The sequence below is a fragment of the Nocardioides aquiterrae genome (genome assembly GCF_039526625.1).
Lineage (GTDB): Bacteria > Actinomycetota > Actinomycetes > Propionibacteriales > Nocardioidaceae > Nocardioides > Nocardioides aquiterrae.
Map to the genome: position 1 here is coordinate 1 of NZ_BAAAJE010000013.1, position 14,550 is coordinate 14,550.

Here is a 14,550-nt window from a genome sequence, read left to right on the forward strand (position 1 = left end):
CGCGCTCGTGCTCGCCGGCACCCCGCCCCCGCGGTGGGAGCCGGCCCCGGTGGCGGCGGCCCGGGCCGACGCGCGGTTCGGCACCGTGGCGGCCTCGACGGTCGCCGAGCGCGCGGAGCGCGCGGCGTTCGGCCCGCCCGGACCGGTCGTGAACCCGCGCGCCCACGTGCGGGAGCTGCGCCGGGCCGCCCGGGCGACGCTGCCGCTGTGGCGGCGCTGGTGGTGGTGGTTCGACCCGCGGGTGCTGCGGCGGCCGGTCAGCCGGTCACGCAGCGGGTCCCGCTGAGCCCGACCTCCCCCGTCGGCAGGTGCACGGTCATCACGAAGCAGGTGCGCACGCCGGGCTTGACCACGAACGGCAGCGTCCCCTCGGTCGTGCCCGCCTCGAAGTCCCACACCGGCAGCTTGCGCGGGGACACCTGGGACAGCGCGAACACGCCCTCGCCGTCGGTCGGGTCGTTCCACTTCAGCGTCAGGGACGTGCCGTCGCTGTCCAGCTTCAGCAGGTCGAAGGCGAGCCGCGGGTCCGAGCGGTGCGGCTGCGGGTCGCCGGACTCGACCGGCGACGCCGAGAGCGTCGCGACCGGGCCGCCGGCGTCCGCGGGCGGCGCCTGGGGGGTCGCGCCGTCGTCGCCGCGCAGCACCGCGCCGGTCACGCCGAGCGCCAGGCCGACGACGGCGGCGGTGGCCCCGAGGCCGACCAGCAGCCAGCGGCGCCGCGACCGCGGCTCCTCGGGCGGCGGCAGCGGTGGCGGGGGCCCGGTGGGCGGGGGCGGGATCTCCGGCTCGGGGGGCCGGGTCCCGGTCGGCGCCACGTCCGCGACCTCGGCCGGCGCGTGCGCGAGCACCGACAGCGCCACGGGGTCGGCCTGGACCGGCGGCGGCGGCTTCGGCGCACCGGGCTCCCAGGCGCTGACGCGCAGCCGGGCGAGCGCGTCACGCAGCTCGGCCGCCGACGCCCAGCGGTCGTCGACGTCCTTGGCCAGACAGCGGTCGATGACGTCGGCCAGCCGGCCCGCGCCCGGCGCCGCGAGCGGCCGGTGCGGCTCCGTGCGCGCCCGCCGCAGGTAGGCCAGCGCCGAGTCGTCGTCGGGGTCCTCGCTCGCGAACGGCGGCCGTCCGTCGGCGAGCGTGTACAGCGTCGAGCCCAGCGACCAGATGTCGTCGGCCTCGGTCGGCGGCCGGCCGTCGAGGATCTGCGGCGACGCGTGCCGGTAGGTGAAGGTCTCGACCGACGAGGTGTGCTCGGCGTCGACCAGCCGGGCGATCCCGAAGTCGGCGAGCACCCACGAGGTCGGCAGCACCAGCACGTTCTGCGGCTTCACGTCGCGGTGCAGGACGCCGTGCGCGTGCGCGAACGCCAGGGCGTCGGCCAGCACGGTGCCGATCGTGACCACCTCGTCGGCCGGCAGCGGACCGTGGGTGCGCAGCCGGTCGTGCAGCGAGCCGCCCTCGTAGAAGTCCATGACGATCGCGGGGTGACCCGAGGCCGTCGTCCCGCTGGTGAGGATGTTGACGATGTTCGGGTGCTGGCGGCCCAGCCGGACAGTGATCTCGATCTCCCGGCGGAACCGCGCCACCGCCCGGTCGTCGTCGGTCTGCAGGACCTTGATCGCGACGTCGCGGCCCATCGCCGTGTCCCGGGCCCGATACACCACGGAGTCGCCGCCGCGGCCGACCTCCGTGAGGTGGTCGTACCCGGCGAGCGACTCCGGTGGCTCGTCGGTGGGTGCGACCCGGGCAGGCGGACGCCATGCCTCGTCGACACCCGAGGGCCCGGTCATGAGCAACGTCTACCCACGACCGGACGGGCTCACTCCTCGGTGGCGGTCTCCTCGGCAGCCTCGTCGGCGGCAGCCTCGTCGGCCTCGTCGGCCTCGGCCTCCGGCTCGCCGATGGTGCCGTCGGGGCGCAGGTTCTTCAGCTCGACGACGTTGCCCGAGGCGTCCTTGACCACGGCCGACTCGACGATGCGGGCCAGCGCCTTGCCGCGCAGGATCTCCTGCACCAGCTCGGGGATGTGGTTGTGCTCGAACATGTGGTTCGCGAACTCCTGCGGGTCCTGGCCGGACTGCTGGGCGCGGCGCACGAGGTGCTCGGAGAGCTCGGCCTGGTCGATGCCGAACTCCTCCTTCTTGGCGATCTCGTCGAGGATGAACTGCGCGGCGACGGCGTCGCGGACCCGGCGCTCGAGGTCGGCCTCGAACTCCTCCTGGGTCTGCTTCTCGTCCTCGAGGTACTTCTCCATCGTGATGCCGGCGAACGCGAGCTGCTGCTCGATGTTGCGGCGGCGCGCGTTGAGCTCGTCGGTCACGACGACCTCGGGCAGCGGGATCTCGACCTTCTCGAGGAGCGCCTCGAGGACGGCGTCGCGCGCGGCGGCGGCCTGCTCGAGGCGCTTGCCACGCCCGAGCCGCTCGCGCACGTCGGCGGTCAGCTCGTCGACGGTGTCGAACTCCGAGGCCATCTGGGCGAACTCGTCGTCGAGGTCGGGGAGCTCCTGCTCCTGGACCTGCGAGACCGAGACCCGGACCTCGACGTCCTCGCCGACCAGGTCGCCGCCCACGAGCTGCGAGGTGAAGGTCTTCTCGTCGCCGGCGGCCATGCCGACCAGGGCCTCGTCGAGGCCGTCGAGCATGCCGCCGCGACCCACGCGGTAGGACATGCCGGTGACCTCGGCGCCCTCGACCGGCTCGCCGTCCTTGGTGGCGACCAGGTCCATGACGACGAAGTCGCCGTCGGCGACCGGGCGCTCGACGTCCTGCAGGGTGGCGAACCGCTCGCGCAGCGCCTCGACCTGCTCGGTGACCTCGTCGTCGCCCAGCTCGATGTCCTCGACCTCGGCCTCGACGCCGTCGTACTCCGGCAGCGTGATCTCCGGGCGGATGTCGACCTCGGCGGTGAACTCGAGCGCGGCGTTGTCCTCGAACTTGGTGACCTCGATCTCCGGCTGCGCCAGCGGCTGGAGGTCGTTGGCCTGGAGCGCCTCGACGTACTTCTGCGGCACGACCTCGTTGATCGCCTGGTCGAGGACGGCGCCGCGGCCGACCTGGCGGTCGATCACGGCCGGCGGGACCTTGCCGCGGCGGAAGCCGGGAACGTTGATCTGCTTGGCAATCTGCTTGTACGCCGCGTCGAGGCTCGGCTTGAGCTCCTCGAAGGGCACCTCGACGGTCAGCTTGGCCCTGGTCGGGCTCAAGGTCTCGACGGCGCTCTTCACAGGTCTTCTCCTAGATCATTCAAGGGATGGGTGGTGCGTCGGGGCGACAGGACTCGAACCTGCGATCTCCTGCTCCCAAAGCAGGCGCGCTAGCCACTACGCTACGCCCCGCCAAGACCCCCGCCTGCACGTGGTCAGTGGGGCCCTTGGAGCGGATGACGGGAATCGAACCCGCGTAGCCAGTTTGGAAGACTGGGGCTCTACCATTGAGCTACATCCGCGCGCGCTCGATCCTGCTCGAACGCGAGGGTCATCGTGCCACACCGGACGTGGCCCCTCGGAATCAGCGCCGATGGATCAGCACCAACGCCCGGTCGTCGTTCTCCGACCCCAGCGACTCGACCAGCCGGTCGGCGCCTCCGTCGAAGGTGCCGCGCAGCAGCCGCTCGGCCTGGCCGAGCATCCGATCGATGCCCATGCCGATGTCGCGGCGCGGGGTCTCGACCATGCCGTCGGTGTAGAGCAGCAGCGCGTCCCCCGGCCGCAGCATCCCGGTCACGACCGTGAACTCGGCGTCCTCGATCAGTCCGAGCACCGGGCCCTCGGGCTCGTGCACGATCCACCGGCCGGTGCCCGCCGTGAGCTGGGCGGCGGGCGGGTGGCCCGCGGCGCGCACCTCGAACGCACCCGTCGCGGTGTCGAGGGAGAGGTGGATCGCCGTGGCGAACCCCTCGGCCCAGTCCTGGCGGAGCAGGTAGTCGTTGGCGGCCGGGAGGAACTCACCGGGCGGCAGCGCCCCGAGCAGGCCACCGAACGCTCCCGAGAGCAGCAGCGCGCGGGTGCCCGCCTGCTCGCCCTTGCCGGAGACGTCGACGACCGCGAGCTCGACGCGGGTGCCGTGGCGGGGCCGGGTCGAGACCACGAAGTCCCCGGCGAACGGCGTCCCGCCCGCCGACCGCAGCGCGCTCTCGGCCAGCCAGCCGGCAGGCAGCTCGGGCACCCCGCCCTGGCTGAGGATCCGGTCGCGCAGGTCCACCAGCATCGACTCGCCCATCGCGCCGGCGACGCCGAGCTGGGACCGCCGGAACGAGGTGACCAGCACGATGAAGCAGAGCAGGTAGAGGACGGCGATGGCGAAGACGGTCTTGCGGGTGATGTCGCTCTGCACGCCGATCGTCAGCATCAGCATGATCATCAGGAAGACCACGAACCAGGGCAGCTGGCGGGGGCTGATCATCAGGCTGCCAAGCAGCAGCGGCACGACCAGCACCGTGAGGGCGACCGTGTCGGTCCAGAGGAGCACCGAGCCGGTCAGCACGAGCGTCAGCGCGACGAGCAGGATCAGCGTGCGGTGATGGCGTGGGAGACGACGACGCAGCACCCGCCTGAGGCCTCGGGGCCGAACGGTCATGCGTCGTTCCTCTGCGTCGGGGGCTGCATCACTGTAGCGATCTGGACCGGAACCTGCGCTGGCATCGCGGACACCAGAAGAGGTTTCTGCCTTGGAGCTCGGTGGTGTGAACGATCGAGCCGCAGACGTGGCACGGCATCCCGTCGCGGCGGTAGACGTACACCTCGCCGCCGTGGTCGTCCTTCCGTGGCGGGCGGCCCATCGCCTCGGGCTCGTGCTCGGGCCGGACGGTGTCGATCCGCCCGGTGCGGACCCCCTCGCGCATCAGCCCGACCAGGTCGTCCCACATCGCCCGCCACTGGCCGCGGCGCAGCGTGGTGCCGGGGCGCATCGGGTCGATCCGGTGGCGGAAGAGCAGCTCGGCCCGGTAGACGTTGCCGACGCCGGCGAGCACCGCCTGGTCCATGAGCAGCCCGCCGATCGGCGCCCGGCTGCGCCGGATCCGCTCCCAGGCGCGGTCCGGGTCCGCGTCGTCGCGCAACGGGTCCGGGCCGGAGCGGGCGACCACGGCGTCCCGCTGCTCGGTGGTGACCAGCGCGCAGGTCGTGGCGCCGCGGAGGTCGGCGTACGCGCCCTCGCCGACCAGGCGGAGCCGCACCTGGCCCACCGGGGGCGGCACCTCGGTGACGCCGGCGTGCACGTCGAACCTGCCGTACAGCCCGAGGTGGACGTGCACGAACCGCTCGGCGGGGAAGGCGACGAAGAGGTTCTTGCCCCACGCCTCGGCGCCCTCGAGGACCTGCCCGTCGAGGAGCGCCGCGGCGTCCGCGAACCGCCCCTGCGGGCTGGCGACGCGCACGGCACCGCCCGCGAAGGTCGCGGCCAGCTCGTCGGCGAGGCGGTGGAGGGTGTGCCCCTCAGGCATCGATCGCCGAGGCCGGCAGCGGCGGCAGCTCGCCCGTCTGCTCGTACGACGTGAGCTGGCCGATCCGGCGCACGTGCCGCTCGTCGCCGCTGAACGGCTCGGTGAGGAACACCTCGACGAACCGGGTCATCTCCTCGAGGGAGTGCATCCGGCCGCCGACGGAGACGACGTTCGCGTCGTTGTGCTGCCGCGCCAGCCGCGCGGTCTCCTCGGACCAGGCGAGCGCCGCCCGGACGCCCTTGACCTTGTTCGCCGCGATCTGCTCGCCGTTGCCCGAGCCGCCGATGACCACGCCGAGGCTGTCCAGCCCGGCCGCGCGGTCCCGGGCCACACCCTCGGCCGCCCGCAGGCAGAACACCGGGTAGTCGTCGAGCGCGTCGTACCGGAACGGTCCGTGGTCGACCGGCTCGTAGCCGTGCTCGGTGAGCCAGGTGGTCAGGTGTTCCTTGAGGTCGAGGCCGGCATGGTCGCAGCCGAGGTGCACGCGCATGGCGGCATCCTCTCAGCCGTGCGGCCCTCGCACGCGGGGGCCCTCCCCGCGCAATTGAACGCCCAGGCTGCCGCTACCCCCGCGTAACCCAGTCTCACCGTTCAATTGCGAAGACAGCCGGCCCACGCGGCCGACCGACCCCCCGCGCATCAGCCGTGCAGAGCGAGGAACCCGGCGACCTGCCGCATCAGCGGCTCGGCGGACGGGAACACGCGCGGGTGGCGCCAGAACCCGTGCAGCTGGCCGAGGTAGCGGGTCGCGACGACCTCGACGCCGGCGTCGGCGATCCGGCGGGCGAGCTCCTCCCCCTCGTCGCGCAGGGGGTCGTGCTCGGCGGTGACGACGAGGGTCGGGGGCAGCGTGCCGAGCCGGTCCGACAGCAGCGGCGCCAGGTCGGGGTTCGCGAGGTCGGCGGGGCTCGCGTACTGCTCCCAGTACCAGGCCGCCTCCCGCGGGTCGAAGCCGTCGGCGGCGGTGGCGTACGACTCGAAGCCCGCGGCCGGGTCGAGGAACGGGTAGACCAGCGCGAGCGCGGCGTACCGGCCGGGGTGGCGCAGCGCGTCGACCAGCGCCAGGTTGCCGCCCGCGCTGTCGCCGTGCGCCAGCAGCCGGTCCCCCAGCGTCCGCGCCGCCCACGCGCCGGCCGCCGCGACGTCGTCGACGGCCGCGGGGAACCGGTGCTCCGGCGGCCGCCGGTAGTCCACGCTCAGCACCCGGAGGCCGGTGCGGTTCGCGAGCCGCCGGGCGCTGGCGTCGTGCACCTCGACGTCGTTGAAGACGAAGCCACCGCCGTGCGCGTGCACGACCACCGCGTCGCCGGCGGCCGCGGGGGTGTAGAGCCGGGCGGGTACGCCGTCCGCGTCGACGTCGGCGACCTCCGCGACCTCCTCGCGCGGCTCCTGCGCCGCCAGCGCCCGCGCCTGCTCGCGGGCCGCCGCGACGTCGTACCCCTCGGTCCAGACGGGGGTCTCACCGGCGTACTGCTCGAGGGCGCGCCGAGACTCGGGAAACAGCATGCCGCGCACGGTAGTCGGCGGGAGGATGGACCCGTGACGTTTCTCGGCTGGTGTGTGCTCGCGCTCGTCTTCGTCGACGAGGTGATCGCCCTGGTCGCGTTCGCGTGGTGGGGCTACCAGCAGGACCCGTGGTGGATCTGGGTCTGGCTGCTCCCCGTGCTCGGCATGCAGGCCTGGTTCTGGTTCGCCTCGCCCAAGGCCCGCTACGCCACCCCGCTCCTGCGACCCGCCGTCAAGGTGCTGGTGTTCGGCCTCGCCACGCTCGCCTTCTGGGACCTCGGCCACCCCACCGAGGCGATCGGCTTCCTCGTGTTCTCGGTCGCGATCAACGCCCTCGCGCAGATCCCCGCGATCTCGTCGCTCGCCGACCCCGGCCGGGTTCAGAGCCGGGAGCCGTAGGTCCCAGTGCGGGTAGTCCGAGATGATCAGCGTCCGTTCGTGAGCGGCACCAGCACGCCGACGAAGCGCCCGCCCTGCGCGGAGCGGCGGACCTACTGAGGAGCCGTCATGCCCGAGTCCACGTCCGTCGCCCGTCGATCTCTCCTGCTGGGTGCCGCCGGCACGGCGGTCGGCGCCACCGTCGCCGGCCTGCCCGGGACGGCCGCCCTCGCCCGCGAGGCCCTCTCCCCCGCCCGCGTCGTGGACGCCACCGGCCGCCCGCCGCTCTGGCGGCAGGCAGCGAACAAGGGCATCGTGTTCGGCTCCTCGATCGCCACCTGGCAGCTGGACAAGCGCTATCCCCACCTGTTCGCCCGCGAGGCCGGGCTGCTGTTCACCGAGGACGACCTGCTCTGGTACCAGCTCAAGCCGAGCCCCGACGCCAAGCTGAACTTCGGTCCGGGCGACCAGATCATCGCGTTCGCCGAGCAGCACCGCCAGCTCACCATCGGCGCCCACCTGGCGTGGGACGAGGGCTTCGGCGACGGCTGGACCGACGACGACCTCTGGGGCATCAGCCGCCGGCGGGCGCGCACGCTGCTGTACGGCGTGATCCGTCGCGAGGTCGCCCACTACCGGGGCCGGATGAACGGCTGGATCGTCGCCAACGAGGTGACGGACCCCTACGACGCCGACAAGCACGGCTTCCGCACCAACGTGCCCTGGTACAGCACGATCGGCCCCGGCTACATCGCCGAGGCGTTCCACCTCACCCAGGAGCAGGACCCGAAGGCCCTGCGGATCATCAACGAGTTCGGCTTCGAGACCGTCGACCAGTGGGGCGACCGGGCGGAGCCGCGCCGCCGGGCGTTCCTCAGGGCGCTCGACCGACTCCACCACGTCGGCGCTCCGGTCCAGGCGGTGGGCATCCAGGGCCACCTGCTGGCGGACGGGTTCCGCCACAAGTTCGACGAGCGCGGCTACCGCGCCTTCCTCCGGGAGATCGCCGACCGGGGCCTGCACATCCTGATCACCGAGCTCGACGTCCTCGACGACGGGCTGCCCCAGGCGTTCGGGCCGCGCGACAGGGCGGTCGCCGACGTCTACCGCCGCTACCTCGACGTCACGCTCGACGAGAAGGCCGTCAAGGTCGTCAACGCGTTCGGGCTCACCGACCGCTACACCTGGCTCGAGGACCAACCCCGCGAGGACGGCTCGCACCGTCGGCCGCTGGCCTTCGACCGCAGGATGAAGCCGAAGCCGGCGTACTACGCGATCAGCCACGCGTTCCGGCACGCTCCGCAACGGCACCAGCTCTGGAAGCGGAAGTTGGGCCGGTAGGGGGACGGCTCGCGGGCTACTGCACCCCCCTCGCGGCTCCGTGGGCCGCGGACCGGTAGCCCGCGAGCGCCACCTCCGGAGCCCGTGCCGGGGCGGGTGACGATCGCCCACGTGGCGACGCGCGCCGGGGTCAGCCCGACCACGGTCTCGCACGTGCTGTCCGGCAAGCGGGTGGTCGGCGCGTCGACGCGGGACGCGGTGATGGACGCGATCCAGGAGCTGGGCTACCGGCCCAACCACGTGGCGCGGAACCTGCGCACCCGGCAGTCGCACATGATCGCCGTGGTCGTCCCGGACATCACCAACCCCTTCTACGCCGTGCTCACCCGGGGGCTGGCCGACGCAGTCGACGCGGCCGGCTACGGCTCCTACGTGTGCAACACCGACGGCCAGCACGAGCGCGAGCGCACGTTCTTCCAAGACGTCATGGACCGCGGCGTCGACGGGATCGTGTTCGCCTCCGGCGAGACGGCCTCCGAGATCCAGTTCGGGCCGGCGGACTACAGCACGCCGATCATCTGCATCGGCGACTGGTCAGCGTCCGCTGGGGTTGCGGTGGCGGGTTACGGCGGTCTGCCGGCTCGCGGTCCGCGGGGGTCGACCGTTGTGGTCACCGTCGCAAAACGGGCGTCAGGACATGCTGATGACCCCGCCAACCGTGATCGGCAGGGTCGGGTTCAGCCGATATGTCGGTGGCCGAGCGGTGAGGTCCATTCCCAGCCGAGGCCGGGGATGCGGCGGTAGGTCCAGGCGGTGAAGGTCTTGAGGCGGTGGTGTCCGCGGCACGGCGGCGCCAGGTTCGACGTCGTGGTGGGCCCGGCGGGCCACTCGGTGATGTGGTCGTTGTCGGCGTTCGGACCTTGGCGCCACGAGGGGCGGTCGCAGTGCGGGAAGGGGCAGGTCGGCCACCGCAGCCGGGTCTGCTCCTTCTGCCGCTCGGTCGGGCGGTAGTCCTCGGTGACCAGCTCTTCGTTGAGGTCGATCACCGGCTTCAGGGTCACCGTGGTGCCGGCCTGTCGGCACCACTCCTGGAGGTGCTCGGGGGTGATCACCGACCGGGTGTTGTCGACGTCGACCATGGCCTGGCCGGGGCGGACGTGGGCATAGATCACGACCTCACGGTTCGCCTCGGTGTCGGGGTCGGTGGCGCCGAGCATGCCGGCGGCGGCCGCGCGCCGCACGTCCAGGGGCAGGGCGGGGTCCAGGGTGGCGGCCTTGGCGGCGATCCGCTCGTTCAGGGCGACCGCGTCGGCCAGGTCGAGCATCCCGGTGACCGGGACCAGCCCGTCGTGGGTCATGTCGCGCAGGTGCACGTCGAAGCGCCGCTGCTCCGCGGCCTTGCGGCGGCGTTCCTCGGCGGCCTCGGGGTCGAACTCCGCGCGCGCTCTGTCGACCTGCCGGTCGATCTCGGCGAACGAGCACTTCCGCAGCACGAAGTACAACGCCCGGTCCACGAACGCCGCACCCTCCACGGGCAGGGAGCGGGTGGCCTGGGCGACCTTGCGGGCCTTCCACACCGGCACCACCCCGCTCGTGACCTTCGCCCAGATCCGCGGCAGCCGGTACTTCAGCTCCACCGCATCCCCCAGGTACAGGCGGCCGGAGTCGGTGGACACCCCGATGGCGAGGGCGAACTCCGCGACCGCGCCCTCGTCGATCGTGGGTGCCCCGTCGCCGGCGATCTCCAGGTCCCGCATCCCCCACTCAACGGTGGTGTCGACCTGGTCGCCGGGGTGCAGCTCCACCCACTCCACCGCGAGCTCCAGTTTGTCGATCTCGGCCCGAGTCACCGTGGCCTGGCGTTCGCGAGCAGCGTCGATCACCAGCTGTTCGCGGGTGACCGACCGGCTGCTCATGGGTCTACTCAAGCACCGACCACCGACAGTGGGATGGCGAGATTCCCCTGTATCCACAGGGAATGTGGCCCATTTCGAAGAATTCGTCAGGCAAAGTTTCGGGCGCTCGCCGGGTGGTGGTTTCGAGGCTCGTCGCTGGCGCTCCTCGCACCTCAACCACCGTGCCCGCGCGGTCCGCGGGCCGGCCGCCGGCCGCAACCCCCCGCCCGCCGTCCCCGCTTTGCTGCCTGTCGGTCGCAACCCCGACCAACCCTGAAGACGCCGGCAGTCACCCGGCTTCCGGGGTCTCGACCAGCTCGACCAACGGCGGACGTCACCTCTGCAGCCGCAGCTCCAGCAGCGTCTCCAGCGCGACTGACTCCCCCGGCGTGGGCGACCTCGCCCAGGCCGGTCACCCGACGCGCAGCTTACTCGAGGTGGTCCCTCTCGTGGTTGGGTCAGACCTGGGTCCAGGCGGCGTTCTCGCCCGAGGAGCGCTCGACCGCATCGAGCACCTGGTGTACCTGGGGGCCGCCGGCGAACGACGGGGTGGGCCGATCAATGACCCTCACGGCCGGGCGTGCAACCGCCCCACGCCGAGCTCGGCCGCCCGGGCGAACGAGGCCTGCGCACCGGGGCGCCCCACGGCGTACGTGCCGGCCCGGACGCCGATCCGGACCGCGTCGACCAGGTCGGTGCCGGCGCTGAGTGCGGCGGCGAGCGCGCCCGTGAACGCGTCCCCGGCGCCGGTCGTGTCGACCACCTCCACCGCCTCGGCGGGCACGTGCGCCGAGCCGTCGGCGGACCCCACCACCGCACCGCGGGCGCCGACCGTCACGACCACGGAGCGGCAGCGGGCCAGCAGCTCCGTCACGGCCTCCCGCGCCTGCTCGAGGCCGTGGACCGGCCGCCCGAGCAGTCCCCCGGCCTCGGACTCGTTGACGACGAGCGGGTCGCACAGCGCCAGCACGTCGTCCGGCACCGGACGGTACGGCGCCAGGTTGACCACCGCCCGGGCGCCGACCTCGCCCGCGGCGCGGATCGCCGCCTCGAACGCCGGGACCGGGATCTCGGCCTGGGTGACGACGACACCCGACGGCGCCACCAGGTCGCGGACGGCGCGCGACGTCGTGGCGGCCTCGAGGAGCTCGTTGGCGCCCGGCGCCACGACGATCGAGTTCTCGCCGGTCGCGTCCACCATCACGAACGCCATGCCGGTCCGGGCGCTGGTCGCGACCAGCTCGGTGGTGTCGACCCACGACTCCGCCAGGTCCTTGGCCAGCGCCCGGCCGTCGTCGTCCCGGCCGACCCGGGCCACGATCGCCGTGCGCGCCCCCATCAGGCTCGCCGCGACCGCCTGGTTGCCGCCCTTGCCACCGGAGCCGACGCTCGCCTCGCCGCCGAGGACCGTCTCGCCGGGCGCTGGCAGCACCTCCACCCGGCAGACGTAGTCCCGGTTGACCGAGCCGACCACCACCACGTCGACCTCGCGCCTCACGGCAGGCTCGCCATCCGCTCGACGAACAGCTCGCGGAACGCCTCGGCGTCGACGGCGGTCGCGATCCGACAGTTCGGCGCGGGCGGGTCCGCCCACATGAGCAGGTTCGCGACGGCGAGGGCGCAGCTGCCCTGCTCGAGCTCCTCGCGCGGCTTGACCCGCTCCTGGAAGTCGATCCAGCCCAGGGTGTGCTCGGACGCGAGCCCGCCGAACGCGCCGCCGTCCGCCAGCCGCAGCGCGGCCCCGCTCTCCATCACCGTCTGCGCCGCGTCGAGGTCACACCAGAAGTTGTACTCCCCCGGCATCGCCCCGACGCTGGTCTGCTCGAGGAACACGCCGCCCATCACCACGATCTCGGCGGCCGCACCCTCGTCGGCGGGCGCGCCCTGCACCACGGGCACGTCGGTGCGGCCCAGCACCCCGAGCAGCTCGTGGGTGCGCCGGAGCGTGACGCTCTCGCGCGTGCGACCGCGCGGGTCAGAACCCGACGCGCCGCCCAGGCAGGTCGTTGCGCACCGCGGCGCCCTTCTCCTGGGCCGTCTTCTTCAGCTCCGCCTGGAACTCCACCATCCGCGCCTGCAGCTCCGGGTCGGTCGCGGCGAGGATGCGGACCGCGAGCAGCCCGGCGTTGCGGGCCCCGCCGACGGCTACCGTCGCGACCGGGACGCCGGCCGGCATCTGCACGATCGAGAGCAGCGAGTCCATGCCGTCCAGGTACTTCAGCGGCACCGGGACGCCGATCACCGGCAGCGGCGTGACGGCCGCGAGCATGCCGGGCAGGTGCGCCGCCCCGCCGGCGCCGGCGACGATCACCGAGAGCCCGCGCCCGGCGGCGGAGCGCCCGTACTCCAGCATCTCCTCCGGCATCCGGTGCGCGGAGACCACGTCGGCCTCGTGCTCGACGCCGAACTCGGCCAGCGCCTCGGACGCCGCCTTCATCACCGGCCAGTCGGAGTCGGACCCCATCACGATGCCGACGCGTGCGCTCATCTCACTCACTCTCGTTCCCCAGGTCGCCCCGGAACCAGGCGGCGGCGTGCCGCGCCCGCTCGAGGCAGTCGTCGAGGTCGTCGCCGTAGGCGTTGACGTGGCCGACCTTGCGGCCCGGCCGCAGGTCCTTGCCGTAGAGGTGGACCCGCAGGTACGGGTCGCGGGCGAGGGCGTGGGGGTAGCCGTCGTACAGGCGGCCGACGCCCTGCCCGTCGGGGCGGTCGGGGCCGCCCAGGATGTTGACCATCACGGTCCACCGCTCCCGCGGCTCGGGCGAGCCGAGCGGCAGGTCGAGCACCGCGCGGAGGTGGTTCTCGAACTGCGAGGTCACCGCGCCGTCCTGGGTCCAGTGCCCGGTGTTGTGCGGCCGCATCGCGAGCTCGTTGACCAGCACCCGCCCGTCGTTGGTCTCGAACAGCTCGACCGCGAGCACGCCGGTGACGTCCAGCTCGCCCGCGATCCGCAGCGCGATCGCCTGCGCCTCCCCCGCCAGCTCGGGCGACAGGTCCGGGGCGGGCGCGATCACCTCGTGGCAGATGCCGTCCTTCTGGGTCGACGCGACGACGGGGTACGCCGCGGCCTGGCCGCTGGGCGACCGCGCGACCAGCGCGGACAGCTCGCGGCGGAAGTCGACCAGCTCCTCGGCCAGGATCCGCACGCCGCTGGCCTCCGCCGTCGCGAACGCCTCGGCGCAGTCCTCGACCGAGCGCACGAACCAGACGCCCTTGCCGTCGTATCCGCCGCGCGTGGTCTTGAGGACGCACGGGAACCCGAACGCCGCCACGTCCCGGGAGGACGCGACGAGCCTGTACCGGGGACCAGGCAACCCCAGCCTCGTGATCGCCTCCCGCATGACCGCCTTGTCCTGCGCGTGCACGAGCGCCTCGGGCCCGGGCCGGACGGCCACGCCGTCCTCCGCGAGCGCGTACAGGTGCCCGGTCGGCACGTGCTCGTGGTCGAAGGTGACGACCGGGCAGCCGGCGGTGACCTTCCGCAGCATCGCCAGGTCGCGGTAGTCGCCGACCAGGTGGTCGGGGATCACCTGCGCGGCCGAGACCCCCTCGGCCTCGGCGAGCAGTCGCAGCGGGATGGCCATCGCCGCGGCCGGCTCGGCCATCATCCGGGCCAGCTGGCCACCGCCGATCACGGCCAGGGTCGGTGCGAGCACGCCCCAGACTCTAGAGCGTGTGGCCCTCGGTCTCGAACCGCAGCCCCTGTCCGCGGATCGTGGTGATCAGCCGCGGGTGCCGGCTGTCGTCGCCGAGCTTGCGGCGCACCCAGCCCAGATGGACGTCGATCGTCTTCGACGAGGTCCAGAAGTTCGTGTGCCACACCTCGCGCATCAGCTCGTCGCGGGTGACGATCGTGCCGGCCCGCTCCATCAGCGCGAGCACGAGGTCGAACTCCTTGCGGGACAGGACGACCTCCTCCTCGCCGTGCCAGGCGCGACGGGACTCGGGATCGAGCCGGATGTCCTGCACCTCGATCATCTGCCCACGGTAGGGAGCGCAGGCGCCGGCTGACCGGCGTTTCCGAAAACTGTGATCCGGACGATCTGAGCCGCGA

16 protein-coding genes and 2 tRNA genes are annotated in these 14,550 nt (G+C 73.1%); 4 read left to right on the forward strand and 14 right to left on the reverse strand.

Translation table 11 applies throughout. The features are described from left to right. On the forward strand, positions 1 to 286 hold a 286-nt coding region (locus ABD086_RS13305; protein ID WP_343908038.1), incomplete at its 5' end, for a hypothetical protein. Here ABD086_RS13305 and ABD086_RS13310 read toward each other — a convergent pair. The 8 genes from ABD086_RS13310 to ABD086_RS13345 form a co-directional block, all read right to left on the reverse strand. Next, entirely contained in the window at positions 258 to 1,784 is a 1,527-nt protein-coding gene (locus ABD086_RS13310; protein ID WP_343908039.1) for a serine/threonine-protein kinase, read from the reverse strand. The genes ABD086_RS13305 and ABD086_RS13310 overlap by 29 nt on opposite strands. A 29-nt stretch (positions 1,785 to 1,813) precedes the next feature. Next, entirely contained in the window at positions 1,814 to 3,220 is a 1,407-nt protein-coding gene (gene tig, locus ABD086_RS13315) for a trigger factor (RefSeq protein WP_343908040.1), read from the reverse strand. Positions 3,221 to 3,258: 38 nt separating this feature from the next. Next, positions 3,259 to 3,331, reverse strand: a tRNA-Pro gene (locus ABD086_RS13320). Positions 3,332 to 3,367: 36 nt separating this feature from the next. Further along, positions 3,368 to 3,441 (reverse strand) — tRNA-Gly (locus tag ABD086_RS13325). A gap of 62 nt (positions 3,442 to 3,503) precedes the next feature. Beyond that, the gene (locus ABD086_RS13330; RefSeq protein WP_343908041.1) at positions 3,504 to 4,571 is read right to left on the reverse strand and encodes a PP2C family protein-serine/threonine phosphatase; all 1,068 of its coding nucleotides are present in this window, start codon (positions 4,569 to 4,571) and stop codon (positions 3,504 to 3,506) included. A gap of 28 nt (positions 4,572 to 4,599) precedes the next feature. Continuing rightward, positions 4,600 to 5,436: an Fpg/Nei family DNA glycosylase gene (locus ABD086_RS13335; RefSeq protein WP_343908042.1), complete on the reverse strand. Its 837-nt coding sequence runs from the start codon at positions 5,434 to 5,436 to the stop codon at positions 4,600 to 4,602. Beyond that, positions 5,429 to 5,926, reverse strand: coding sequence for a ribose-5-phosphate isomerase (locus ABD086_RS13340; RefSeq protein ID WP_343908043.1), 498 nt, complete (start codon positions 5,924 to 5,926; stop codon positions 5,429 to 5,431). The genes ABD086_RS13335 and ABD086_RS13340 overlap by 8 nt, the downstream gene beginning before the upstream one ends. Before the next feature lie 149 nt (positions 5,927 to 6,075). Next, positions 6,076 to 6,942 carry an alpha/beta hydrolase gene (locus ABD086_RS13345; protein ID WP_343908044.1) on the reverse strand — a complete coding sequence of 289 codons (867 nt, stop codon included), beginning with the start codon at positions 6,940 to 6,942 and terminating at the stop codon, positions 6,076 to 6,078. Positions 6,943 to 6,975: 33 nt separating this feature from the next. On the opposite strand from ABD086_RS13345, the gene ABD086_RS13350 reads away from it, so the two are divergent. The 3 genes from ABD086_RS13350 (at position 6,976) to ABD086_RS13360 (ending at position 9,405) form a co-directional block, all read left to right on the forward strand. Beyond that, positions 6,976 to 7,341 (forward strand): YrdB family protein, encoded by a 366-nt coding sequence (locus ABD086_RS13350; RefSeq protein WP_343908045.1) that lies wholly within the window; start codon positions 6,976 to 6,978, stop codon positions 7,339 to 7,341. Positions 7,342 to 7,449: 108 nt separating this feature from the next. Continuing rightward, positions 7,450 to 8,661 carry an endo-1,4-beta-xylanase gene (locus ABD086_RS13355; protein ID WP_343908046.1) on the forward strand — a complete coding sequence of 404 codons (1,212 nt, stop codon included), beginning with the start codon at positions 7,450 to 7,452 and terminating at the stop codon, positions 8,659 to 8,661. Positions 8,662 to 8,772: 111 nt separating this feature from the next. Next, positions 8,773 to 9,405 carry a LacI family DNA-binding transcriptional regulator gene (locus tag ABD086_RS13360; protein ID WP_343908047.1) on the forward strand — a complete coding sequence of 211 codons (633 nt, stop codon included), beginning with the start codon at positions 8,773 to 8,775 and terminating at the stop codon, positions 9,403 to 9,405. Here the strand turns inward: ABD086_RS13360 and ABD086_RS13365 are convergent. The 6 genes from ABD086_RS13365 to ABD086_RS13390 form a co-directional block, all read right to left on the reverse strand. Continuing rightward, positions 9,339 to 10,517, reverse strand: coding sequence for an HNH endonuclease signature motif containing protein (locus ABD086_RS13365; RefSeq protein WP_343908048.1), 1,179 nt, complete (start codon positions 10,515 to 10,517; stop codon positions 9,339 to 9,341). The genes ABD086_RS13360 and ABD086_RS13365 overlap by 67 nt on opposite strands. A gap of 547 nt (positions 10,518 to 11,064) precedes the next feature. After that, complete coding sequence (locus ABD086_RS13370; protein ID WP_343908049.1) at positions 11,065 to 11,994, reverse strand: ribokinase; 930 nt, start codon at positions 11,992 to 11,994, stop codon at positions 11,065 to 11,067. Further along, a complete protein-coding gene (locus tag ABD086_RS13375) occupies positions 11,991 to 12,413 on the reverse strand; it encodes a hypothetical protein (RefSeq protein WP_343908050.1) in 423 nt (140 codons plus the stop codon). The genes ABD086_RS13370 and ABD086_RS13375 overlap by 4 nt, the downstream gene beginning before the upstream one ends. 58 nt (positions 12,414 to 12,471) lie before the next feature. Further along, a complete protein-coding gene (gene purE, locus ABD086_RS13380) occupies positions 12,472 to 12,984 on the reverse strand; it encodes a 5-(carboxyamino)imidazole ribonucleotide mutase (RefSeq protein WP_343908051.1) in 513 nt (170 codons plus the stop codon). Between the two features lies 1 nt (position 12,985). Next, a complete protein-coding gene (locus tag ABD086_RS13385; protein WP_343908052.1) occupies positions 12,986 to 14,152 on the reverse strand; it encodes a 5-(carboxyamino)imidazole ribonucleotide synthase in 1,167 nt (388 codons plus the stop codon). Between the two features lie 10 nt (positions 14,153 to 14,162). Next, on the reverse strand, positions 14,163 to 14,474 hold the full coding sequence (locus tag ABD086_RS13390) for a winged helix-turn-helix domain-containing protein (protein ID WP_343908053.1): 312 nt from the start codon (positions 14,472 to 14,474) through the stop codon (positions 14,163 to 14,165). Between the last annotated feature and the right edge of the window lie 76 nt (positions 14,475 to 14,550).